Genomic DNA, 23,419 nt, shown 5'->3' with positions numbered 1-23,419 from the left:
CCAGATTACGGCTGCGCGAACGGAACCGACTCCGGATCCGCCTGTGCGACGGCCCCGTCGCCCGACACAGCCACGTTCTCGGGCGAGAGGAGGAACACCTTGCTCGTGACACGCTCGATACGTCCGTACAGGCCGAGCGACAGTCCGCTGGCGAAGTCGATGAGCCGGCGGGCGTCCGCGTCGCTCATCTGCGACAGGTTGATGATCACCGGAACGCCCTCGCGGAAGTTCTCGGCGATGACCTGGGCGTCGCGGTACTGCTTCGGGTGCACCGTCAGGATCTCGTTGATGGCCGACGGTGCCGGCTGTCGCACCACCGCCGGGCGGTGGATCGGCGTCACGGGCGCGGCCTTCTCGATGGTCTTCTCGGAGGTGCGGGCACGCGGCTGCGGCGCGGGCTCTTCGTAGACCTCTTCCTCGTCGGCGAGGCCCAGGTACACCATGGTCTTCTTGAGCGGGTTCGACATCGCATCCTCCGTAGTGCTCATCTGTTCCGAGGTTAACCGCGTTCCGGCCTCGGGCCCGTGATTGCCGACCCGATGCGAAGGTGTGTCGCGCCCGCCGCGATCGCCTCGGCGAAGTCGGCGGTCATGCCCGCCGACATCCAGTCCGCCGCGGGCACGACGGCGCGCACCGTGTCGGCGCATCGCCGCAGCCGTTCGAATGCCGCGGCGGGCGGCTCGTCGAGCGGCGCGACAGCCATGACGCCCCGGAGGCGCAGCGTCGGGAGTCCGGCCGCGTGCTCGGCCAGTGCAGCCAGGTCGCCCGGGGCCGCGCCGCCGCGTCCCGGGTCGTCGGTGAGATTCACCTGCAGCAGCACGTCGAGCACTGGATCATCGGCGTCGGCGGCCGCGTGGAGCGCGTCCGCGAGCTTCGCGCGGTCCACGGAGTGGACGACGGATGCCGCGGCCCGGATCGCGCGGGCCTTGTTGGTCTGCGCCTGCCCGATGAAGTGCCAGCGCAGTCCGTCGAGGTGGGCGACCTCCGCCGCCTTGCGGCTGAACTCCTGCTGACGGTTCTCCCCCACGTCGCGCACGCCGAGTCGGTAGAGGTCCTCGACGAGGCTCGCGGGGTGGAACTTCGTCACCACGATCCGCGTGAGCTCCGACGGATCGCGGCCCGCCGCGCGTGCGGCTTCCGCGATCCGTCGGTCGACCTCTTCGAGGCGTGCGTGCAGGTCTCCCACGGTCGCTGTGCCCGTCGGGCTACTTCAGGAAGTCGGGGATGTCGAGGTCGTCGTCGCCGAATGCCGAGTCGAACGACGAGTCCGACGAGGCGCCCACCGGCACCGGGACCCCGTGCGTGGCGGGCTCGGGCTCGGCGTCGCGATCCTTCGCCGCCTCTTCCGCCGAGGTCACCGGCAGGGCGGGCGTGGATACGACGCGCGAGGCCGTGATCGGCTCGATGCGCTGCTGCGGCTCTCCGCCGTCGAAGCCGGCGGCGATCACGGTCACCCGCACCTCGTCGCCGAGCGTGTCGTCGATGACCGTTCCGAAGATGATGTTCGCCTCCGGGTGCGCAGCCTCCTTGACCAGCTGCGCGGCATCGTTGATCTCGAAGATGCCGAGGTTCGAACCGCCCTGGATCGACAGCAGCACACCGTGGGCACCCTCGATCGACGCTTCGAGCAGCGGCGATTCGACCGCGAGCTCGGCGGCCTTGATGGCGCGGTCGGCGCCGCGCGCCGACCCGATGCCCATGAGCGCCGAGCCCGCCCCCTGCATGACCGACTTGACGTCGGCGAAGTCGAGGTTGATGAGACCGGGCGTGGTGATGAGGTCGGTGATGCCCTGCACACCGGCGAGCAGCACCTGGTCGGCGGTGGCGAACGCCTCGATCATCGAGATGCCGCGATCGCTGATCTCGAGCAGCCGGTCGTTCGGCACGACGATGAGGGTGTCGACCTCTTCCTTCAGGCGGGAGACTCCCGACTCCGCCTGCTGCTGGCGCCGGCGGCCCTCGAACGAGAAGGGCTTGGTCACGACGCCGATCGTGAGCGCTCCGATCGACTTCGCGATCTTGGCGACCACGGGGGCGCCTCCGGTGCCGGTCCCACCGCCTTCCCCGGCGGTGACGAAGACCATGTCGGCGCCGCGCAGCGCCTCCTCGATCTCTTCGGCGTGGTCCTCGGCGGCGCGACGGCCCACTTCGGGGTCGGCGCCTGCGCCGAGTCCGCGGGTGAGCTCACGGCCCACGTCGAGCTTGACGTCGGCGTCGCTCATGAGCAGCGCCTGGGCGTCGGTGTTGATCGCGATGAACTCGACGCCGCGCAGGCCGAGCTCGATCATGCGGTTGACCGCGTTGACGCCGCCGCCGCCGACGCCGACGACCTTGATCACGGCGAGGTAGTTCTGGTTCTGGCTCATGCCGGCCTCCGTAGCCCTGGACCTTCTAACCTTCAACCTCTAGTAGAGGTATAAAGAATTGCCCGGTATGCAATTCCTGATCTCGAAAGTAGGACGATGCCGGGCACGCGGCCGGAGGCCTGCGGCGTGTCGCGCCAACCGGGCGCCGAACTGCCCTGCGACGGCTCGTCAGCGGACCACGACGGCGTCCGGCGACGACACGTCGTAAGTCGAGACGTCCGCCGGCGGGTGCGACACCATCATTCGCTGGAGCGCGAGCGCCTTGTGGGCCGAGCGTTCCGCACTCCCCCACACCACCTGGGTGTCAGTCCCTCCGAGGGTGAGCGTCACGTCGTCGGGCGTCGACGCCGACACCCCGGTCACCTGGGCGCGGATGTCGGCGGGCAGCGACCGCATCACCTGCCCCGCGGCGGCGAAGGCGTCCGAGTCGACACCTCCCCTGATCTCGAGCACGGGCGTGCCGGGACTCGGCGTCGCCGACGTCGACAGGGCGACCCCGGCCGCGTCGACCAGCGTGTAGCCCGCACGGGTCTCGATGAGCCCGATCGGCGTGCGCTCGACGATCCGGATCACGAGCTCGTGCGGCGGCCGTGCCTCGAGCGCGTACGTCTCGATGAGCGGGAACCCGACGAGCCCGGCCTTGATCGCGCTCTCGTCGATGAGCGGCATGGGCGTGCCGACCTGGTCGCCCAGCGCGTCGGCGATCTCGTCGGCATTCAGCTGCTGGGCGCCGACCACGACGATCCGCTCCACGGCGAACAGCGGGCTGTACGCCGCGCCGATCGTCGCGAGGGCGAGCACGACGACGGATGCAGCGACCCCGAGCCATAGCGCACGCCGGCGCCGCTGCCGCACCGTGAACCGGCGGATCTCGGCTCGCAGCGCCTTGCGGCGCGCGCGGGACGCCTTGAACACGTCGAGCAGCCCCACTTCGGGTGCGGCGGGCCGGCCGACCTCTTGGTCGCCGGGCGCGGAGCCGAGCCCGTCGACGCGAGGACGCGACGCCTTCTCGGCGAGCGGGATCACGGGCGCGGTGAGATCGCCCTCCCCACCGGCGGCAGAAGCGCGGGCCGAGGCATCCGTCGCCTCTTCGTCCGTCGTCTCGACGGTGACGCGCCCCGAAGACTCGCGGCGCCCAGCGCTCGGCGCGGTCGGCTGCGGCAGCGGCGACGGACGGCGCATCGGCGCTACTCCCCGGCCCCCGTGCCGCTGCTCGCAAGCGCGCCGAGCACCTGCGGGATGATGAGGTTCACGTTGCCGCAGCCGAGCGTGATGACATAGTCGCCTTCCCGCGCGATCGAGGCCGTGTAGTCCGCTGCCTCCTGCCAGTCGGGCACGTAGTGGACGTGCGCGGGGTCTGCGAAGGCGCTGCTGACGAGCTCGCCGGTCACGCCCGGAACGGGATCCTCGCGCGCACCGTAGACATCGAGCATCACCGTGTGGTCGGCATGGTGCTCGAGCACTTCGGCGAATTCGCGATACATCTCCTGCGTGCGCGAATAGGTGTGGGGCTGCTGGATGGCGATGATGCGACCGTCGCCGACCACGCTGCGTGCGGTCGCGAGGGCGGCGGCGACCTCGGTCGGGTGGTGCGCGTAGTCGTCGTACACGCTCACGCCCCGCTCGACGCCGTGCAGCTCGAACCTCCGGACCGTTCCGGCGAATCCTTCGACGGCGCGGATCGATGCCTCGAGCCCGTGCCCGAGCGACAGCAGCACCGCGACGGCGCCGGTGGCGTTGATCGCGTTGTGCGCTCCCGGCACCGGCAGCCGAGCGCTCACCGTTTCGCCGTCGTAAGTGATCGCGAACGACACCGGACCGTCGGTGACGATGTCGCTCACGCGGACCGTGGCGTCGTCGGCCTCGCCGAACGTCACCACGCGGGGGTGGGTCAGCTGCTCGGCGACCTTGAGCGCCCCCGCGTCGTCTGACGAGATCACGACGGCTTCGCGGGCGTCGTTCGCGAACCGGGCGAACGCCGCGTAGAACGCGTCGCGCGTGCCCCAGTGATCGAGGTGGTCGGGGTCGACGTTCGTGATGAGTGCGATCGACGTGTCGTACAGCAGGAACGTGCCGTCGGACTCGTCGGCCTCGATGACGAAGAGCTCGTCCGACCCGGTGCCGCTCGAGACCCCGAGTTGTGCGATGACGCCGCCGTTGACGAAGGTCGGCAGGGCGTCGAGGTCGCGCAGCGCCGTGATGATCATGCCGGTCGACGTCGTCTTGCCGTGTGCGCCGGCGACCGAGACCAGCCGGCGCCCGCCGATCAGCCAGTACAGGGCCTGGGAGCGGTGGATGACGTGGAGTCCGCGCTGCTTCGCGAGCACGAACTCGGGGTTCTCTGGCCAGATGGCCCCGGTGTGCACGACGGTGTCGACGTCGTCGGCGAGGTTCGCGGCGTCGTGGCCGACGTGCACGGTCGCACCGAGCTCGGCGAGTTCGCGCAGCGTCTTGCTGTCTGCGCGGTCGGACCCCGACACGCGGATGCCGCGCTCGAGGAACATGCGCGCGAGCCCCGACATGCCGGAGCCGCCGATTCCGATGAAGTGGGCGGCCTCGATGTTGTCGGGGATGGGAAGACTGAGATCGGGTCTGATCATGACCGTCCAATCCTAAGTTGGACGACGGATGCCGCGGCCCCGGCGCGCTGGCTGCGCCCGCTCCGGCAGCGCTCGGGTTCGAGGGCCGCCAGAATGCGAGCGGTCGATTGGCCATTTTGTGTTGACACATTGATACATAAGGCGGCACAATATGCCACGTGGAGATTTCGTTCGAAGCGCCGATCGCGGTGTTCAACCTCTCGCTCTACGCCCTGATCGCGATCATTCCGATCGCCGGACTGTGGGCAACGCGAAAGGACACATCCGGACGGGCGCGCGCTCACGCGTACTCGGTACGCGCCCGACTCCCGTTCGGCTCCGAATCGACCGCCTCGACGGTCGCCGCACGCGTACGGGCACAGATCCGAGCGAACATGTGGGCCGTGCTCGGCGTCATCGCGATCACAGCGCCCCTGCTCTTCATCCCGGGATTCCTCACGTCTCCGCAATCCCTGTGGGTCGTCACCGTCACCGTGCTGATGTGCGCGCTCAGCGTCGCTGCGGTCGTCGTGAACGTCCGGGCGCAGCTGTTCACAATCTCGCCCGATGCGCCGCGCGTGGCTCACCTCCGCGACCTCACCGTGCGCGACTACCTGCAACCGTGGCGACGTCTTCCCGGCCCCCTGCTGCTGACCGCCGCGGCGGCATCCGTGCTGGCCTTCTGGATAGGCAGCGCGAATGGCCTGTGGCATGCGCCGGCACCCACGGCCACGCTGATCTACGCCTCCATGGTGCTGGCATCGGGCGTCGCGGTCGCGACGCGATTCGTGGAGGCGCGCGTCCTCGCGCAACCCCGGCGCGCGCATGATGAGCTCGAGCTGGCGTGGACCGACATCTTCCGGGCCGATACTCTCGGAGCGCTGCGCCTCTCACTGTCCGTGGCCGCCTGGCTGCCTCTCGGCCTGTCGGCGTCCTTCCTGCTGTTGGACGCCGTCGCAACGAACGAGCCCACCACGCTAACGATGCTGCAGCAGTTCCCGTGGTGGGGCGTGTCTCTCCTGCAGGTGCTCCACGCCTTCGGTCAGGGCACGATGCCGGGACCGCTCTATCCGCCGGGGCTGCGCCCGGCCACCCCGCCGCACACCGTCGCCGTCGGAGGACACGCATGATCGTCGTCGACCCGACGTCCCACGTCCCGCCGTTCGAGCAGCTGCGGGCCCAGCTGGTCGACGCGGTCGCCTCAGGCGAGCTGGCCGCAGGCACGCGCCTGCCGACCGTCCGCCGTCTCGCCGACGACCTCGGCATCGCGCCGGGCACGGTCGCGCGTGCGTACCGGGAGCTCGAGGCATCCGGCATCATCGAGACCCGCGGCCGCAACGGCACGTTCGTGGCGTTCGACGCCGACCCTGCCCGGCAGCAGCTTCAGCGGGCCGCGGCGGCGTTCGCGGCCCAGGTCCGCGATCTGAGGCTCGACACCGATGAGGCCCTCGCCGCGGTGACGGCGGCGCTGCGCTCACCCGGCCCGACCACCGCCTGAGGACCGCGTTCCCCTCAGCGCCGGCTGACGGCCTCGTCGATCATCGCGACGACGTTCTCGGTGCCGGTGCGGGTGCCGACGGATGCCGCGGTGGCGGCCATCCGGGCGCGGCGCGCGTCATCGGCCAGCAGCGGCACGACCTCGGACCGGACGCGCGCACCCGTGAACTCGGCATCCGGGATCAGGATCGCCGCCCCCGAGCGCACCGCGGACGACGCGTTGAGCGCCTGCTCTCCGTTGCCCACCGCGTACGGCACGTACACGGCCGGGATCCCGAGCGCGCTGATCTCGCTCACCGTCGCGGCGCCGGCCCGAGAGAGGACGACGTCGGCGAGGGCGAATGCCATGTCCATGCGGTCGACGTAGCGGACGACGGCGTAACCCTCGGCGCCCGGGTCGGCGACGTCCAGCCGCTCGCCGGTGGCGTGCAGGAGCTGCCAGCCGGCCGCAAGCACATCGCGCCAGGCGGCATCGTGGCCTTCGCCGAACGCCTCGTTGAGTCGCTGCGCCCCGAGCGATCCGCCGAAGACGAGGAGCACGGGCCGGGCCGCGTCGAGGCCGAAGTGCTCGGCGGCCTCGGCGCGGAGCGCGTCGCGGTCGAGCGTCTCGATCTCGCGGCGCAGCGGCATCCCCACCACTCTCGATCGCTTGAGCGGAGTGCCCTCGAAGGCGACGCCGACACCGGCGGCCCGTCGCGCCCCGAGGATGTTCGCGAGCCCTGGCCGGGCGTTGGCCTCGTGCACGACGAACGGGATCCGCTCGCGGCGCGCCGCCACGTACGCGGGCGCGGACGCGTAGCCGCCGAAGCCGACGACGACGTCGACGCCGCGCGACGCGATGTGGGCGCGCACCTGACCGATCGCGCGGCGGAACCGCGCCGGGAACATCGCGGCGGCCCGGTTCGGGCGGCGCGGGAACGGCACCTTGTCGACGATCAGCAGCTCGTAGCCGCGCTCCGGTACGAGGCGGGACTCTAGGCCCTCGCGCGTCCCCAGCACGAGCACGTGGGCGTCGGGATCACGGTCGCGCAGCGCGTCGGCGACCGCGAGGAGCGGGTTGACGTGGCCGGCGGTGCCACCGCCGGCGAGGAGGTACGTCGTCACTCCCTGAGCCTACCCGGAGCCCGCGTCGCCGAGCCCGGGTCAGCGTCGCGACGGGCGTGACGCCGCGCGAGCACGCCGCGCGGTGGCGGCGTCGATCGAGGCCTGGCGCCGCGCCACGACATCGGGCAGCGTGCGCGCGAAGGCGAGCAGGACCCCCGATGCCACGAGCACCGACAGCAGCGACGTGCCGCCCTGCGACATGAACGGCAACGGGACGCCCAGCACCGGGAAGACCCGCAGCACGACACCGATGTTGATGAGGGCCTGGCCCACGATCCACACCGTGATGGCGCCGGCGGCGATGCGCACGAACGGATCGTCGGTCTTGCGGATGACGTGGAACGCGCCGACCGCGTACAGCGCGAACAGCGTCAAGACGACGGCGCAGCCGATGAGGCCGAGCTCCTCACCCACCACGGCGAAGATGTAGTCGTTGGCGATCGCCGGCAGCCAGTCGTACTTCTCGCGCGAGTTGCCCAGGCCCAGCCCGAAGATCCCGCCGTTGGCGAGACCCCAGATGCCGTGCAGCGGCTGCCAGCAGTCGTTGTAGTAGTCGTCGAGGCAGTTCGGGTTCAGGAAGCTCATGAACCGCCGCATGCGGTCGGGGCTCGTGATCGCGAGCACCCCGACGGCGAGTGCCGCGACGATCGCCGGCAGCACGAAGATCCTCAGCTTGACGCCCGAGAAGTACAGGCCTCCGAGCACGAGCAGCACGAGCACCATCGCCGTGCCGAGGTCCTTGCCCGCCATCACCGTCGCGATGGCAAGACCCGCCACCGGTACGAGCGGGATGAACACGTGCTGCCACTTCGTCAGCAGCGTGCGCTTGCGGAACAGCACGAACGCCACCCACAGCGCGAGACCGAGCTTCAGGAACTCCGACGGCTGGGCCTGGAAGCCGCCGATGACGATCCAGTTGCGGTTGCCGTCGGCCGAGTTGCCGAGGGGCGTGAACACGAGCAGCTGGAAGGCGATGCCGAAGATGAGCGCGGGCCACGCCAGCTTCTTCCAGAACGACACCGGCAGACGGCTCGCGATGAACATCAGCGGGATGCCGATCATGGCGAACACCATCTGCCGCAGCGCGACGTCCCACGGCGCCTCGCCGTCGGCGGTCGCGGTGGCGGAGGTGGCCGAGAGCACCATCACGAGCCCGAAGAAGGTGAGCAGCAGCGCCGTCGACGCGATGAGGAGGAACTCGCTCGGCACGGGCGCGAACACGCGCCCGAGGCTCACGCGAGCCGCAAGGCCCCGTCCGCGTCCCCGCTCGGGCTCACTCGGCTCTGCCGGTCGGATCCGCGGCTGCGTCGTCGTCATCGCCAGCCCCCGTTCCGATCCGTTGCCTCACCGCCGCCGCGAACCTCTCGCCGCGGTCGGCGTAGGACGCGAACTGGTCGAAGGAGGCTGCGGCGGGGGCGAGCAGAACGATGTCCCCGTCACTCGCCACCTCGGCCGCCAGCTCGACGACCCGCGTCATGACCTCTTCAGTCTCATCGGCGTCGACCTCGAACACCGGCACCGCGGGCGCGTGTCGCGAGAACGCCGACACGACCGCTTCGCGGTCGACGCCGATGACGATGGCGGCCTTCGCCTGAGCGCCGCGTCCGGCGACGAGCTCCGAGATGTCGACGCCCTTGAGCAGGCCTCCGACGACCCACACCGCCCCGGGGTAGGCCGCGAGCGAAGAGGCGGCGGCGTGGGGGTTCGTCGCCTTGGAGTCGTCGACCCACGTGACGCCCTCGTGCCGCGCGACGACCTCGATGCGGTGCGGGTCGAGACGGAAGCCGCGCAGCGCGTCGCGGATCGCAGCGGGCGCGATGTCGAGCGACCGTGCCAGCGCGGCGGCCGCGAGGATGTTCGCGACGATATGCGGAGCGGCCAGGCCCAGGCTCGCGAGCTCGTCGAGCGTCGTCAGCTCGAGGGCGCTCGTGCGGCGGTCCTCGAGGAAGGCGCGGTCGACGAGCAGGCCGTCCACGACGCCGAGGTCGCTCGGGCCCGGCACGCCGAGGTCGAAGCCGATCGCGCGTGCACCCTCGACCACGTCGGCGTCCTCGACCATGCGCCGGGTCGCGGCATCCGCCTTGTTGTAGACGCACGCGACGCGCGTGCTGTCGTACACGTGCGCCTTGGCCTCCCGATACGCCTCGAACGAGCCGTGCCACTCCAGGTGGTCGTCGGCGAGGTTGAGGCACACCGCGGCGTGCGGCGAGACCGGATCGGGCGAGTCCTGCAGACCCAGGTACCAGAGCTGATGACTCGACAACTCGACGACGAGCGCGTCGAACCCGGACGGGTCGCGCACCGCGTCGAGCACGGGTGTGCCGATGTTGCCGACGGGAGCCGCGCGCAGCCCGCCGGCGACGAGCATCGTCGCCGCCAGGCGCGTCGTCGTGGTCTTGCCGTTGGTGCCGGTCACGAGGATCCAGTCGGCCGGCGAGCCGTCGGTCCGGACGACCTTGTCGCGTACGCGCCAGGCGAGCTCGATGTCTCCCCACACGGCGATGCCCGCCTCGCGCGCCCATGCGATGAGCGGATGCCGCGGCGCGAAGCCGGGCGAGGCCACCACGACCTCGGGGGCGAACTCGCGGAGGTCCTGCGGCACGGAGTCGAGGGCGCCGGTCCACAGCCGCGCGCCGATCACGGGGAGCAGGCGTGCGTACTCCTCGTCGGCCTTCTCGGTGACGACGAGCACGTCGGCACCGAGCTCTGCGAGCGTGTCGGCGACGGAGAAGCCCGTGACCGAGAGCCCGAGCACCGCGACGCGCAGGCCCTTCCAGTCCGCGTGCCAGCTCGTGAGCGCGTCGAGGCGCGTGGCGGCCGACCCGCCGTCTTCCGCTGCACTCATGTCTGCGACAGCCATTCGACGTAGAAGAACCCGACGCCCGAGACGGCGAGCAGCCCCGCGATGATCCACATGCGCACCACGATCGTCACCTCGGACCAGCCGCGCATCTCGAGGTGATGGTGGAACGGGCTCATGAGGAACAGGCGCTTGCCGCGCGTGACCTTGAAGTAGAGGCGCTGCAGGATGACCGAGCCGGGGGCGATCACGAAGACGCCCGCGACGAGCACGGCCAGCAGCTCGGTGCGCGTGAGGATCGCCATCGCGGCGAGGACGCCGCCGATGGCCATGGACCCGACGTCGCCCATGAAGACCTTCGCCTTCGGCGCGTTCCACCACAGGAAGCCGACGAGCGCGCCGACGAAGGACGCTGAGACGATCGCGAGGTCGAACGGGTCGCGGGTCGGATAGCACGCGGCCTTGGCGGCGGCGGCCGCTGCCTCCGTCCCCCAGCACGCCTGGTTGAACTGCCAGAACGCGATGAGGCTGTACGCCCCCGTCACGAAGATGGCGGCACCCGCCGCGAGGCCGTCGAGTCCGTCGGTGACGTTCGTGCTGTTCGAGAACGCGACGCCGATGAACGACACCCACGCGAGGTAGAGGATCCAGCCCGCGATGGCGCCGAATGCCATGAACGACAGCGCCGGCACGTCGCGGAACACCGATACGAACGGCGATGCGGGAGTCTGGTCGAACCGGTTCGGCAGGTTCAGTGCGACGATGCCGAACGGCACGGTGACCGCGATCTGCCCGACGACCTTGCGCCAGCCGCTGAGCCCCGCGAACTTCTGCTGGCGCACCTTCATGTAGTCGTCGATGAAGCCGACGACGCCCAGGCCCACCATCATCCAGATCACGAGCAGTCCCGAGATCGTGGGCGGGTTGTTGCCGGTGTACCCGCCGACGAGGTAGCCCACGATCGTGCCGACGATGAAGATCGTTCCGCCCATCGTGGGCGTGCCGCGCTTGGTCTGGTGGTTGGGGTTGCGGATGTCCTCCGGGGTGCGGATCACCTGTCCCCAGCCCCACTTGCGGAACAGCCGCAGGAACACGGGCGTCAGGAAGAGCGTGAACGCCAGCGAGATCGCCGCCGCGGTCAGGAGTGATCTCACGAGAACGATTCTCCCAGACGATCGCCGAGGAACCTCAGCCCGACGGCGTTGGACGACTTCACCAGCACGCGGTCCCCGTCGCGCAGCTCGCCGCGCAGATACTCGAACGCCTCGTCGGCGGTCTCGAAGAAGACCGCCTCGTTGTCCCACGACCCCTGCGCCACGGCTTCGAGGTACATGCGGCGCGCCTCCGACCCCACTACGACGATCCTCTGGATGCCGAGCCGCACGGCCAGCAGGCCCACGCGGTCGTGCTCCTCTTCGGCGTGCTCGCCGAGCTCTGTCATGGCGCCGAGGACGGCGACGGTGCGCTCCCCCGGCCCCGCGATCTGCGCGAGCGTGCGCAGCGCGGCGGCCATCGAGTCGGGGCTGGCGTTGTAGGCGTCGTTGATGATCCGCACGCGGTCCGATCCGAGCGGCTGCATGCGCCAGCGCTCGGCGATCTCGACCGTCTCGAGCCGTGCGACGGCGTCGGCGAGCGTGACCCCGAGCGTGGTGGCCGCGGCGATCGCGGCCAGGGCGTTCATGACGTGGTGCTCGCCCAGCACCCGAAGGCGCAGCGGAAGCGAGACGCCGTCGGCGGTGACGGTGAAGGAGGTTCCGGATGCCGTGACCTCGACGTCATCGGCACGCACATCGGTCGCAGCGGGGCCGCGCCCGAACCACCGCACCGCGGCGTCGCGCTCCGCGGCGATGGGAGCCATCGCCGCCACCCTGGCATCGTCGGCGTTCAGGACGGCCGTGCCGCCGGGGCGGAGTGCTCGCACGAGCTCGGATTTGGCGTGGAACGTCGCCTCGATTCCCCCGAAACCGGCGGCATGCGCCATTCCGACCATCAGCACGACGCTGACATCGGGCTCTGCGAGCCCCGCGAGACGTGCGATCTCGCCGGGGGCGCTCGCGCCCAGCTCGCTCACGAGGAACCGCGTGCCCTCGGTGACGCGCAGCATGGTCAGCGGCGCGCCGACCTCGTTGTTGAACGACGCCTTGGGAGCGACGGTCTCACCCTCTCCCTCGAGGATGCGCGCGAGCAGGTTCTTGGTGGTGGTCTTGCCGTTGGATCCGGTGATCCCGACGACGCGCAGCTCTCCGGTCGCCTTCACCCGCTGGACGACCTCGCGCGCCAGGTCCGCGAGCGCCGCGACCGCGCTGGGCACCACGATCTGGCTCACGGCAGCCGCGACGGGCCGTTCGACGATCGCGAGCACCGCGCCGTTCTCGACGGCGGCGTCGACGAACAGGTGGCCGTCGGTCTCGTCACCGGGCTTGGCGACGAAGACGCCGCCCTGCTCGATGAGGCGTGAGTCGGTGTCGACGATGCCGGAGACGACCGTCTCGAGCGTGTCGTCGCCGGCCAGGCGCACCTCGCCGGTGAGGGCGTGGGCGATCTGGGCGATGGTGAGCGCGATCATGGGTCTCCGGCCGGTTCGGGGAGCTCACCCGAACTTGGGCAGCAGCTCCGGCGCCGTCGTCGAGGGCATGACGCGGTACGTCTTCAGCACCTGGGTCATGGCCCTCTGGAACGCGGTCGCGTTGGCCGCAGACGATGTTACCTTCGTCGGCTCGTCGAGGGTGACGACCACGACGTACTCGGGGTCATCGACAGGGGCGAACCCGATCATCGTCGTGTAGTAGACGCCGGACTTGTATCCGCCGTTGACCAGGTCGGCCTTCTCGCCGGTGCCCGTCTTCCCGCCGATGCGGTAGCCCGGGATCTCGACGGTGTCGGCGTACGCGGCGCCCAGGAACACGTTCTCGAGCATCGAGCGCATCTGCGCCGACGTGCTCTCGCTGATCACCTGCTCCGGCTCGCCGAGATCGGGCGTGATGACGGTGCCGTCGGCCTTCGTGCAGGACTCGATGATCGACAGCGGCATCATCACGCCGTCGTTCACGATGGCTCCGTATGCCCGGGCGAGCTCGGGCATGGTCGTGGTGACACCCTGACCGAAGGACGTGTTGTACGTGGTCTGCGCGCCCCACTCCTCGACGGGGTGGACCAGGCCGTTGGCTTCCCCCTGGTAGCCCGAGCCGGTCCCCTGCCCGATGCCGAGCCGGGTGAGGTAGTCGTAGCGCACCTGCGGGCTGACCTTCTCGCTGAACTTCGAGATGCCCGCGTTCGACGAGTCCATCAGCACGCCGGCGAGCGTGTATTCGTACGTCGGGTGCTGGAAGGCGTCTCGGACGCGGGCGCCGTTGGCGAAGTGCTCCTCCCACGACGAGGTGACCGTCGAGGTCGGGGTCTGGCCGCCCGCGTCGATGACGGTGGCGGCGGTGAGCGCCTTGAACGTCGACCCCGGCTCGAAGGTGCCGCGGAAGATCTCGCTCGTGCGGTCGTCGGGCGCGGTCGCCTCGACGTTGTTGGGGTCGACCGTTGGATACTCCGCCGCCGCGCGCACCTTGCCCGTCTTCACCTCGTACACGAGGATCGCGCCGTGCCGGGCGGCCATGTTGACGGTCTGCTCGGCGATGAGCTGCTGCAGATACCAGTTCAGATCGCGGTTGATCGTGAGCTGGAGCGTTCCCCCGTCTGTCGCCGGGGTCTCGGTCTCGGTCCCCGGGATGATGACGCCGTCCTTGCCGCGCTGGTAGATGCGCTCGCCGTTCGTCGCGGCGAGACAGTCGTCCTGCGACTTCTCGAGGCCCTCGAGCGCGTCGCCGTCGGTGCCGGTGAAGCCGATGAGGTTGCCCGCGACGGCGCCGTCGGGATAGGCGCGGGCCGGATGCTGGGAGCATGTGATGTACGGCGCGCCGAGGTCGATGAGGGCACGGAACTGCTCGGTCGACACGCTCTTCTTCAGGTAGGCGAACTGCGAGTCGGGGTCCTCGGCGAGAGCCGACGCGACGATGCCGCGGACCTCCTCGGGGGTCTGCCCGGTGATCTGGGCCACGTCCTCCGACACGTCGGCCCACAGCCGCGCGTCGGAGTCGCCCACCAGCACGTCGGCGTCGATCTGCTTGATGAGCTTGGGCGAGACCTGACAGTCGTAGCGCAGGATGCTTCCGGCGAGCGTCTGACCGTTCTCGTCGACGATCGCTCCGCGCGCGCCATACAGCTTCTGCGATCCCGCGAAGGCGCGGTCGAGCGAATCCTCGACGTGCTCGCCCGCGTTGACCACTTGAATGTCCACCAGCCGGACGATGAAGCCGGCCAGCACCGCGAGCACGACGGCGAGGGCCACCACGGTCCGGCGGCGCGGGGTTCGGGTGCTGCGTGTCGTCATGTCCGTCTCAGTGTGTGCTCGGGGTCGGCAGTCCGTCGGTGAGGGGCGGCGGAGTGTTGCCGACTCCGCCGTCGACCGGGGTCTCGACCACCTCGGCCGGAAGCCCGCCGATCGTCGCGCCGTCGACGGTCACCAGCGGCGTGTCGGCGATGAGGGCGTTCGGCACCGAGCCGCGGCCGATCGCGTCGATGGACGACGACCCGAGCGCGACCTCGGAGGCGCCCAGGATGGCGCCGTCGCTGAGTCGCAGGTAGCTCGGCGACTCGTCGATCACCATGCCGAGCGCTGCGGCATTGGCTGCGAGGTACTGCGGCGAGCTGAGGCCGGCCACCTCGTCGTAGAGGATCTGCTTCTGGTATGTCAGGTCGCTCTGCTGCTTCGTCAGCACGGCCAGCTCGTACGAGCCCTGCGTTGTCATGATCGACAGAGCCATCTGGGCGCCGGCGATCAGGAACGCGCCGAGCACCGCGATGACGCCGTAGAGCAGCTTGGGGCGGCGCCGGTGCGCGGGCGCCTCCACGACGCGAAGACGCCGGTTCGGGGCATCCGTCCGATCAGGGGCGACGGCCGGACGATTCACCAGCGGCGACGACGCGAGCGCGTGCGAGGTGATGCTCATGAGTCCTCCCTCACCCGCTCCGCGGCGCGCAGGCGCACCGGTGTGGCGCGCGGGTTGACCGCGCGCTCCTCTTCGCTCGCGAGCTCGGCGCCCTTCACGAGCAGCCGGAAGCGCGGCGCGTGCTCGGGCAGCTCGACGGGGAGTCCCGCCGGCGCGGTGGAGGCCGAGGCATCCGCGAGCGCCCGCTTCACGAGGCGGTCTTCGAGCGACTGGTACGACAGCACGACGATGCGGCCGCCGACGGGCAGGATTCCGAGGGCAGCCGGGATGGCGCGCTCGAGCACCGACAGCTCACGGTTGACCTCGATGCGCAGCGCCTGGAACACCCGCTTCGCCGGGTGCCCGGTGCGCTGCGCGGCGTAGGGCGTGGCCGCGACGAGGATCTCGACCAGCCGGCCCGAGCGCTCGATCGGCGCCTCGGCGCGCGCGGCGATGATCGCCCGCGCGTACCGTCCGGCGAGCTTCTCTTCGCCGTACCGCTCGAAGATGCGCCGCAGGTCGCCCTCGCCGTAGGTCGCGAGGATGTCGGCGGCGGTGGTGCCCGCCGACTGGTCCATGCGCATGTCGAGCGGCGCGTCCTGCGAGTACGCGAAGCCGCGATCGGCCACGTCGAGCTGCAGCGACGAGACGCCCAGGTCGAAGAGGATGCCGTCGGCCCGCTCGAACCCTGCCGACGTCACGGCCTCGGCGATGCCGTCGTACACCGTGTGCACGAGCGTGACGCGATCGCCGAACGGCGCGAGCCGCTCCCCTGCGATGCGCAGCGCGTCGGTGTCGCGGTCGAGCCCGACAAGGTGCAGGCGCGGGAACCTCTCGAGGAACGCCTCGGAGTGGCCCGCCATGCCGAGCGTCGCGTCGACGAACACGGCGCCCTCTCGCTCGAGGGCGGGCGCCAGCAGCTCGAAGCAGCGCTCGAGGAGGACAGGGGTGTGGATGTCACGGAGGTTCATGATGTGCGGTGCCTCTGCATCTGCCGGTCCCTAGACCCTGATCCCCATCCGCTCTGACCTGGCGCCGGGGAAGTGCGTCAGGGCGTGAGCGGCTGGGAGTCGGGGCCGAGGGGCGGAAGCGCCTCAGAACAGGCCCGGGATCACCTCCTGCTCCAGCTCGGCGTATGTCTCTTCGTTGGCCGCGGCGTAGGTGTTCCACGTCTCGGCGTTCCAGATCTCGGCGTGGGCCCCCACGCCGGTGACGACGAGGTCGCGATCCAGGCCGGCGTATGCGCGCAGCGGAGGGGGGATCGTGATGCGGTTCTGGCTGTCGGGCTTCTCGGCGCTCGCGCCGGAGAGGAACATGCGCAGGAAGTCGCGGGCCTGCTTGTTGGCGAGCGGCGCCTCGCGGATGCGCTCGTGCACGCGCTCGAACTCCTGCGTGCTGAACACGTAGAGGCAGCGGTCCTGCCCGCGCGTCACGACGACGCCCCCGCCCAGGTCGTCACGGAATTTCGCCGGGAGGATGACGCGACCTTTGTCGTCGAGCTTGGGAGTGTGCGTGCCCAAAAGCATCGGTACATCACTCCCCCTTCGTCCGGCCCCCCGGGATGTTCGCCACTTTACTCCACTCTCCTCCACTTTGCTACCACCGAACGGGCAGTTCTCTCCCCCGCGCTCCTCGCGCGCCCTTCTGCCGCGTCACGGCACCCCGGCTGCGGGCACAAAAAAAGCACCGACCCGAAGGTCGGTGCTCAGTGCGGGATCAGACGGTGGTGACGCTCAGCGCTCGCCCTGCCGCTTGTCCCAGCGGTCGTTCATGCGATCCATGAACGAGGAGCCGCTCGTGGCCGCTTTCGCGGGACGGTCGGGATCGACGCGGACCCGGCCCGGCCCGCGGCCGGGTGTGACGGCGAGGAGGACGCCGCCGAGCATGACGACGAATCCGATCACACCCACGACGATCAGCTGCTGCGAGACGCCGACGATGAGACCGCCGAGGCCGAGGAGCACCAGGATCGTGCCGTAGACGATGTTGCGATAGCTCAGAGCGCGGCCGTCGCGGGGCGCGCTGACGACGTCGGCGTCGTTGCGCATGAGATGGCGTTCCATCTCGTCCAGCAGGCGCTGCTCCTGTTCGGAGAGTGGCATGCATCCCCCTCTGTACTTCCGTCGGCCGTCTGCGGGCCGTGGTCAAAGTCTACGCGTGCCGTAGATCACTAGGCTAGGCCCGTGTCCGCCTCCGCAGAGCCGATCGAAGCCATTTCTCAGCGAGTGGACAACTTCGTCTCGGCGCAGCGCGAGGCCGTGACGGATGCCGGAGTCGAGGCTGTGCGCTTCGTCGAGGCCGCCGCGGCGGCGACGTCGGGCGGCAAGCGGCTGCGCGGACGATTCTGCGTCGCCGGGTGGAGGGCAGTGGAGGAGGCATCCGGTCCCGCCGGTTCCCCGCCTCCCGCCGTCGTGACGGCGGCCGCCGCGTTGGAGGTCTTCCACGCCGCCGCGCTCGTCCACGACGACCTCATCGACAACTCCGACACGCGACGCGGCCGCCCGTCGGCGCATCGCGCCCTCGAGGCGGCGCACCGCGACGCGGGCTGGCTCGGCGATCCTGCGGCGTTCGGACGGTCGAGCGCGATCCTCCTCGGCGATCTGCTCGTCGCGTGGAGCGACGATCTGCTCGAGGAGGGGCTGACCGATCTGGCGCCCGAGCGCGCGGCCGCGGCGCGCGCGCAGTACGCCGCGATGCGCCGCGAGGTGACGCTCGGGCAGTTCCTCGACGTCGCCGAGGAATCGGCGTACGCGTCGGAGCCCGACGATCGTCATGCCGAGCGGGCGCTGCGCGTGGCATCGTACAAGTCGGCGCGCTACAGCATCCAGCAGCCCCTCACGATCGGGGCGGCGGTGGCGGGGGCGGATGCCGCGCAGTCGGCGGCGCTCGAGTCGTTCGGGCACCCGCTCGGCATGGCGTTCCAGCTGCGCGACGACGTGCTCGGGGTGTTCGGCGACGCGGGCAAGACCGGCAAGCCCGCCGGCGACGACCTGCGCGAGGGCAAGCGCACCGTCCTCATCGCGTACACGCGCGAAGCGCTGCCCGCGTCGGCGCGTCGCATCGTGGACGAGCTGGTCGGCGACCCGTCGCTGGACGACGAGCAGATCGCGTCGCTGCAGCGCACGATCGTCGACTCGGGCGCGCTGGAGCGCGTCGAGGAACTGATCGCCGGCTACGTGCGCACGGCGGATCGGGCGCTCTCGGGCGCGCGCCTCGGCAATGCCGCCGTGAGCGAGCTGCGCGACCTCGCGCGCGCGGCGACTATCCGCACAACCTGACGCGGGCCGCGGGTGATGCCCCCGGCTCAGGCGAGCGTGCGGGCGACGCGGCGGACTTCGCTCTTGCGGCCGGCGCGGAGCGCTTCGATCGGCGCGACGCCGATCGTGTCCTCCGGCGCCAGCAGCCAGTCGATCGCCTCGTCGTCCGTGAAGCCCGCGTCGTGCAGGGCGAACACGGTGCCCCGCAGCGACGAGAGCGGCTCGCCGTCGACGATGAAGACGGCGGGTACCTTGAGGGTGCCGTCCCGCCGTGAGCCGACGAGATGAAGGTCGTCCAGCAGGCGGCGGACGCGGCCGAGGGGCTCGCCGAGGACCTCCACGAGCTCGGGCAGGGTGAGCCAGTCGGTCTCGATGAGCGAGGCGTCGTCAGTCGTCACGACAGCAACTATTCCAGATCGGTGCAGGCGTGGGCGCCTGGGCGCCGCGCAGCGAGACGAGGCATCCTTCGTCACATCAGTCACTTGAGCACCACTGCATACCACCCGTTGACACCAATTGACATCCGTGACACGGTTTTTGGAGTCGACTGAGGGGGGAAACTCGTGCGACCAGTCCGCCATACCCATCGCAAGGCCCGATCCCGCGCCGCCCTGACCGGGATCCCGGTCGCCGTCGTCGGCTCGATCGCCCTCACGCTGTCCGCGGCGCCGGCGCACGCCGAGCAGTCCGACGCCCACGCTCGCGACAGCGGAGCCCCGGCGCTGCGCAGCACGAAGATCGCGGCATCCGCCCCTGTCACGCGGGAGGCGCCCGCCGCGGCAGCACCCCTCCGCAGGGGCCAGTCCCCCGCACCGGCCACCTACACCGTGCAGCCGGGAGACACCGTCAGCGCGATCGCGGGCCGCTTTGGACTCCGCACCGCCGACGTCCTGGCGCTCAACGGCCTGGGGTGGCGCTCGGTGATCTATCCGGGTCAGGTGCTGACGCTCGCCGGCCCGGCCGCCGCCCCGGCGACACCCGCCCCTGCGCCCTCCGCCGGCTCGTACACCGTGCAGCGCGGCGACACGATCAGTGGGATCGCGCAGCGCCACGGCGTGACGACCGACGCCGTGCTCGCAGCCAACGGACTGAGCCGATCGTCGATCATCTACCCCGGGCAGACCATCGCTTTCCCCGGCACGGCTGCGGCCGCCGCGCCGACACCTTCCCCCGCGCCGGCGCCGGCGCCCTCGGTGGGCGGCAGCTACACGATCGTCGCGGGCGACACGATCAGCGCGATCGCACAGCGCCACGGCGTCAGCACCGACGCAGTGCTCGCCGCGAACGGGTTGACGCGGGCGTCGATCATCTACCCCGGGCAGACCATCGCCATCCCGCTCGCGGCGGTCGCGGCATCCGCCCCCGCCGTTCCGGGGCTCGACGCGGAGCAGGCCGCGAACGCCCGTCTGATCGTGCAGATCGGCCGCGAGCTCGGTGTGCCCGACCGCGGCATCGCGATCGCCCTCGGCACCGCGATGCAGGAGTCGTGGATCCGCAACCTCGACTGGGGCGACCGGGACTCGCTCGGCCTGTTCCAGCAGCGCCCGAGCACCGGCTGGGGCACCGAGGCGGAGGTGCGCGACGCCGCCCGCTCGATCCGGGCGTTCTACGGCGGGCCGTCGGATCCCAACGGGTCGCGCACGCGCGGACTGCTCGACATCCCCGGCTGGGAGTCGCTGTCGTTCGCCGGCGCCGCGCAGGCCGTGCAGATCTCGGCCTACCCTGAGCGTTACGCGCAGTGGGAGGCGCCCGCCCACGCGTGGCTCGCCGCGCTCGGCTGACGCGGGTCACCGGCCGGTAACGGAACGGTCGCAGGGTGAGCCGCTCCGCGGGCTCGCAGGTCCACGTCCGTAGACTCTCAGCGTGAGCACGAGTCAGCAGACGGACCCGCTGATCGGCCGTCTCGTCGACGGTCGATACCGCGTGCGTGCTCGCATCGCCCGCGGCGGCATGGCCACGGTGTACGTCGCGACCGATCTGCGCCTCGAGCGCCGGGTCGCGCTGAAGGTCATGCACGGGCACCTGAGCGACGACACGGTGTTCCAGAGCCGGTTCATCCAGGAGGCGCGGGCAGCGGCGCGCCTGGCCGATCCCAACGTCGTGAATGTCTTCGACCAGGGCCAGGACGGCGAGATGGCCTACCTGGTGATGGAGTACCTGCCCGGCATCACGCTGCGCGAGCTCCTCCGAGAGCAGCGACGCCTCACGGTGTCGCAGGCCATCTCGATCCTCGACGCCGTGCTGTCGGGGCTCGCCGCCGCGCACAAGGCCGGCATCGTGCACCGCGACGTCAAGCCCGAGAACGTCCTGCTCGCCGAGGACGGCCGCATCAAGATCGGCGATTTCGGCCTCGCCCGCGCGACGACGGCCAACACCGCGTCCGGCGCGCAGCTTCTCGGCACGATCGCGTACCTCGCCCCCGAGCTGGTCACGCGCGGCACCGCCGACGCCCGCAGCGACATCTACGCGCTCGGCATCATGCTGTACGAGATGCTCACCGGCGAGCAGCCCTACAAGGGCGAGCAGCCCATGCAGATCGCCTTCCAGCACGCGACGGACTCGGTGCCGCGTCCGAGCGTGAAGAACCCCGGCGTGCCCGAGCCGCTCGACGAGCTGGTGCTGTGGGCGACCGAGCGAGCGCCCGACGACCGTCCCACCGACGCTCGCGAGATGCTCCAGCGCCTGCGCGAGATCGAGCGCGAGCTCGGGGTGACCCCGGTCGTCACCCGCACCGGTCCGATCAGCGTCGTCCGCGACGAGGCGGCCGGCACGGGCGAGTTGACCGCCGTGCTGCCCTCGACCGCGACCGGCCCGACCTCCGGTCTCGAGGAGGTCGACAACGCCACTCGCCTGCGGCGCGCCGTGCAACGGCGCCGGGCGAAGGGCGGGTGGCTCATCGCCGTCGTGATCCTGCTGGCCGCGCTCGCGGCGGGCCTCGGCTGGTGGTTCGGCTCGGGTCCGGGCTCGATGGTGCCCGTCGCGGACGTGTCGGGCATGACCTTCGAGGAGGCGGCGGCCGAGCTCGAGCAGGACACCCTCGTCGCGGTGCGGCAGGACGAGAACAGCCTCGATGTGCCTGTCGGTCACGTCATCAGCACCGACCCGTCGCCGGGCATCCGGGTCGAGCGCGACAGCGAGGTCACCGTGGTGGTCTCGCTCGGCCCGGCCGAGGCGACCTTCGCGAAGCTCAACGGACTGACCGAGGACGAGGTCCGCGCCCAGCTGACCGCCCAGCACGTCACGGCGGGCGAGAGCGAGACGTACTACACCGACGGTCCCGCCGGCACTGTCGTCTACGTCGCCATCCATCCGGCCGCGGGCGGTGACAACATCGAATGCGGCGAGGGCTGCACGGTCCACCAGGGTGACGCGGCGACGCTCGGCGTCTCGCTCGGACCGCTCCCGAGCGTCGTCGGCGAGCCCGTCGACGAGGCGACGCAGATCCTCGCGGATGCCGGCATCACCGTCGCCGGACAGACCGAGGAGTACAGCGACGACATCGCCGAGGGCTCCGTCATCACGATGACCGCACGCGAGGGCGACGGCTGGTGGCGCAAGGGCGACAGCACGACACTCGTCGTCTCGCTGGGTCCCCCTCCGATCGAGGTCCCGGACGTCGTCGGCGACAACCTGGCCGACGCGATGGCCGAGCTCGAGGAAGCGGGCTTCAAGCCCACCACCGTCGTGCCGCAGTTCGTGTGGGGACTGTTCACCGTGGCATCCACCGACCCCGAGGCGGGAACCACCCACCGGCGCGGCACTGAAGTGCGCGTGACCGCCGCGGGCTGAGAACCGTCACGGATGCCTCGGCCCCCGGCATCCGTCGCCTTCGCCGGCCGAGACTTCATTTCTGTCAGTGATCGCGCCGCCTGCGATGACGAAAGTGAAGTCTCGCGCTCATGCGGGCGGCGAGAACGAACGCCCGCTCAGGGCGCGGCGGATGCGCGCGGCCAGCGCACGACAGTCGGGATCGAGGTCGGCCGCGCCCACCTCGATGACGCGGTATCCGGCGTCTTCGAACAGCTGACGCCGCGTGAGGTCCTCCAGCCATTGCTCGCGATCGGTCCGGTGATGATCCCCGAGGTACTCGATGAGCAGTCGAGTATCGGGATAGCCCAGGTCGGCGTGCCGCAGCCCCGAGGCCGTCATCACGGGGACCTGTACGTCGGGCTCCGGTAAGCCGCACGCGACGAGTCCCAACCGCAGATGCGTCTCCTTCGGTGAATGGACCGGGGTACGGACCAGGTCGAATGCCGCCGCGAGATCGACCACGCCCCGCTTCCCCCGCCGCCTGCTCAGCGCTTCGGCAAGGTCGTCGCGCGAGCAGAGCGGGCGCCGACGCCCCTCGCGCTTGGGGCCGGTCAGCAGAAAGTCGCCGACCGCGACGAGCCAGTCTCGCGTGAGCCGGCGTCTCGCTCGAGTCACGGGGTCGCGACCGGTCGATCCGGGGACGGCGAGCTGGGCCCACACCTCGCCAGGACCGACGACGGGGATGAGGCCGAGCATCGTGCGAGGCATCCCGCTTTCGTTCGTCTCCCATCCCACGACGTCCCTGCGCCGCATCGGCGGACGCGAAGCGAGCGTCATGACGTGGAGGGCCTCGGCCCGCGTCCAGGGAAACGGGAGGGGCATGCCCCAGAGTCGCGCGGCGGTGAGATGGCTGAACCAGGTATGCTCACCGAGAAGAGGAACGAGCTGTTCGCATCGGGCGACGACATCCGCTTCTCTGAGCGATGGGACGTAGAGGCCACGATGAGGGCGGTCGAGGTCCGCTGCGCGCAGGCGGCTGCGAGGCACTCCGGCACGGGCGGCCTCGGAGTAGCGGAACGGACCGAGCGAC

At 70.7% G+C, this 23,419-nt stretch carries 22 protein-coding genes; 5 read left to right on the top strand and 17 right to left on the bottom strand.

The genetic code is table 11. The features are described from left to right. Window positions 1-5: 5 nt before the first annotated feature. The 5 genes from AC3ANN_RS07210 to murC form a co-directional block, all read right to left on the bottom strand. Window positions 6-467, bottom strand: a complete 462-nt coding sequence (locus tag AC3ANN_RS07210) for a cell division protein SepF (RefSeq protein ID WP_488340799.1) — start codon at window positions 465-467, stop codon at window positions 6-8. A 32-nt stretch (window positions 468-499) separates the two neighbouring features. Then, a complete protein-coding gene (locus tag AC3ANN_RS07205) occupies window positions 500-1,186 on the bottom strand; it encodes a YggS family pyridoxal phosphate-dependent enzyme (RefSeq protein ID WP_488340297.1) in 687 nt (228 codons plus the stop codon). A 19-nt stretch (window positions 1,187-1,205) separates the two neighbouring features. Then, window positions 1,206-2,366: a cell division protein FtsZ gene (gene ftsZ, locus AC3ANN_RS07200; protein ID WP_488340296.1), complete on the bottom strand. Its 1,161-nt coding sequence runs from the start codon at window positions 2,364-2,366 to the stop codon at window positions 1,206-1,208. Window positions 2,367-2,534: 168 nt separating this feature from the next. Further along, the gene (locus AC3ANN_RS07195) at window positions 2,535-3,548 is read right to left on the bottom strand and encodes an FtsQ-type POTRA domain-containing protein (RefSeq protein ID WP_488340295.1); all 1,014 of its coding nucleotides are present in this window, start codon (window positions 3,546-3,548) and stop codon (window positions 2,535-2,537) included. Between the two features lie 5 nt (window positions 3,549-3,553). Further along, window positions 3,554-4,966, bottom strand: a complete 1,413-nt coding sequence (gene murC, locus AC3ANN_RS07190; protein ID WP_488340294.1) for a UDP-N-acetylmuramate--L-alanine ligase — start codon at window positions 4,964-4,966, stop codon at window positions 3,554-3,556. 158 nt (window positions 4,967-5,124) lie between these two features. Between murC and AC3ANN_RS07185 the strand changes: the two genes are divergently transcribed. Together AC3ANN_RS07185 and AC3ANN_RS07180 are read left to right on the top strand one after the other, a co-directional pair. After that, window positions 5,125-6,075: a hypothetical protein gene (locus AC3ANN_RS07185; protein ID WP_488340293.1), complete on the top strand. Its 951-nt coding sequence runs from the start codon at window positions 5,125-5,127 to the stop codon at window positions 6,073-6,075. After that, complete coding sequence (locus AC3ANN_RS07180; protein ID WP_488340292.1) at window positions 6,072-6,443, top strand: GntR family transcriptional regulator; 372 nt, start codon at window positions 6,072-6,074, stop codon at window positions 6,441-6,443. Before AC3ANN_RS07185 ends, AC3ANN_RS07180 begins: the two co-directional genes overlap by 4 nt. Window positions 6,444-6,457: 14 nt before the next feature. Here AC3ANN_RS07180 and AC3ANN_RS07175 read toward each other — a convergent pair whose 3' ends face one another. From AC3ANN_RS07175 to AC3ANN_RS07130, 10 genes are all read right to left on the bottom strand, one after another. Then, window positions 6,458-7,546, bottom strand: a complete 1,089-nt coding sequence (locus AC3ANN_RS07175) for a UDP-N-acetylglucosamine--N-acetylmuramyl-(pentapeptide) pyrophosphoryl-undecaprenol N-acetylglucosamine transferase (protein ID WP_488340291.1) — start codon at window positions 7,544-7,546, stop codon at window positions 6,458-6,460. A gap of 39 nt (window positions 7,547-7,585) precedes the next feature. Next, a complete protein-coding gene (ftsW, locus tag AC3ANN_RS07170) occupies window positions 7,586-8,863 on the bottom strand; it encodes a putative lipid II flippase FtsW (protein ID WP_488340290.1) in 1,278 nt (425 codons plus the stop codon). Then, window positions 8,820-10,391 carry a UDP-N-acetylmuramoyl-L-alanine--D-glutamate ligase gene (gene murD / locus AC3ANN_RS07165; protein WP_488340289.1) on the bottom strand — a complete coding sequence of 524 codons (1,572 nt, stop codon included), beginning with the start codon at window positions 10,389-10,391 and terminating at the stop codon, window positions 8,820-8,822. Before murD ends, ftsW begins: the two co-directional genes overlap by 44 nt. Continuing rightward, window positions 10,388-11,500, bottom strand: coding sequence for a phospho-N-acetylmuramoyl-pentapeptide-transferase (gene mraY / locus AC3ANN_RS07160; RefSeq protein ID WP_488340288.1), 1,113 nt, complete (start codon window positions 11,498-11,500; stop codon window positions 10,388-10,390). Before mraY ends, murD begins: the two co-directional genes overlap by 4 nt. Next, window positions 11,497-12,912, bottom strand: a complete 1,416-nt coding sequence (locus tag AC3ANN_RS07155) for a UDP-N-acetylmuramoyl-tripeptide--D-alanyl-D-alanine ligase (protein WP_488340287.1) — start codon at window positions 12,910-12,912, stop codon at window positions 11,497-11,499. The genes mraY and AC3ANN_RS07155 overlap by 4 nt, the downstream gene beginning before the upstream one ends. A gap of 24 nt (window positions 12,913-12,936) precedes the next feature. Beyond that, window positions 12,937-14,724 (bottom strand): peptidoglycan D,D-transpeptidase FtsI family protein, encoded by a 1,788-nt coding sequence (locus AC3ANN_RS07150; protein ID WP_488340286.1) that lies wholly within the window; start codon window positions 14,722-14,724, stop codon window positions 12,937-12,939. 7 nt (window positions 14,725-14,731) lie between these two features. Further along, window positions 14,732-15,343, bottom strand: coding sequence for a cell division protein FtsL (gene ftsL / locus AC3ANN_RS07145; protein WP_488340285.1), 612 nt, complete (start codon window positions 15,341-15,343; stop codon window positions 14,732-14,734). Continuing rightward, window positions 15,340-16,293 carry a 16S rRNA (cytosine(1402)-N(4))-methyltransferase RsmH gene (gene rsmH / locus AC3ANN_RS07140; RefSeq protein ID WP_488340284.1) on the bottom strand — a complete coding sequence of 318 codons (954 nt, stop codon included), beginning with the start codon at window positions 16,291-16,293 and terminating at the stop codon, window positions 15,340-15,342. The genes ftsL and rsmH overlap by 4 nt, the downstream gene beginning before the upstream one ends. Window positions 16,294-16,416: 123 nt before the next feature. Then, window positions 16,417-16,848 carry a division/cell wall cluster transcriptional repressor MraZ gene (gene mraZ / locus AC3ANN_RS07135; protein ID WP_127819571.1) on the bottom strand — a complete coding sequence of 144 codons (432 nt, stop codon included), beginning with the start codon at window positions 16,846-16,848 and terminating at the stop codon, window positions 16,417-16,419. Between the two features lie 207 nt (window positions 16,849-17,055). Further along, window positions 17,056-17,424, bottom strand: coding sequence for a DUF3040 domain-containing protein (locus AC3ANN_RS07130; RefSeq protein WP_488340283.1), 369 nt, complete (start codon window positions 17,422-17,424; stop codon window positions 17,056-17,058). An 81-nt stretch (window positions 17,425-17,505) separates the two neighbouring features. Here AC3ANN_RS07130 and AC3ANN_RS07125 point away from each other — a divergent pair, with 81 nt between their 5' ends. Next, entirely contained in the window at window positions 17,506-18,600 is a 1,095-nt protein-coding gene (locus AC3ANN_RS07125; RefSeq protein WP_488340282.1) for a polyprenyl synthetase family protein, read from the top strand. 26 nt (window positions 18,601-18,626) lie between these two features. Here the strand turns inward: AC3ANN_RS07125 and AC3ANN_RS07120 are convergent, their stop codons facing one another. Continuing rightward, window positions 18,627-18,977: an Rv2175c family DNA-binding protein gene (locus AC3ANN_RS07120; RefSeq protein ID WP_488340281.1), complete on the bottom strand. Its 351-nt coding sequence runs from the start codon at window positions 18,975-18,977 to the stop codon at window positions 18,627-18,629. A 165-nt stretch (window positions 18,978-19,142) separates the two neighbouring features. Between AC3ANN_RS07120 and AC3ANN_RS07115 the strand changes: the two genes are divergently transcribed. Both AC3ANN_RS07115 and pknB read left to right on the top strand, forming a co-directional pair. Further along, complete coding sequence (locus AC3ANN_RS07115) at window positions 19,143-20,360, top strand: LysM peptidoglycan-binding domain-containing protein (RefSeq protein WP_488340280.1); 1,218 nt, start codon at window positions 19,143-19,145, stop codon at window positions 20,358-20,360. A gap of 82 nt (window positions 20,361-20,442) precedes the next feature. Next, window positions 20,443-22,368 carry a Stk1 family PASTA domain-containing Ser/Thr kinase gene (gene pknB / locus AC3ANN_RS07110; protein WP_488340279.1) on the top strand — a complete coding sequence of 642 codons (1,926 nt, stop codon included), beginning with the start codon at window positions 20,443-20,445 and terminating at the stop codon, window positions 22,366-22,368. A 108-nt stretch (window positions 22,369-22,476) separates the two neighbouring features. Here the strand turns inward: pknB and AC3ANN_RS07105 are convergent, their stop codons facing one another. After that, window positions 22,477-23,097 (bottom strand): hypothetical protein, encoded by a 621-nt coding sequence (locus AC3ANN_RS07105; protein ID WP_488340278.1) that lies wholly within the window; start codon window positions 23,095-23,097, stop codon window positions 22,477-22,479. Window positions 23,098-23,419 lie beyond the last annotated feature (322 nt).

Source organism: Microbacterium sp. STRO-2N, assembly GCF_057747775.1.
This window is presented reverse-complemented; position numbering and strand designations above follow the sequence as displayed.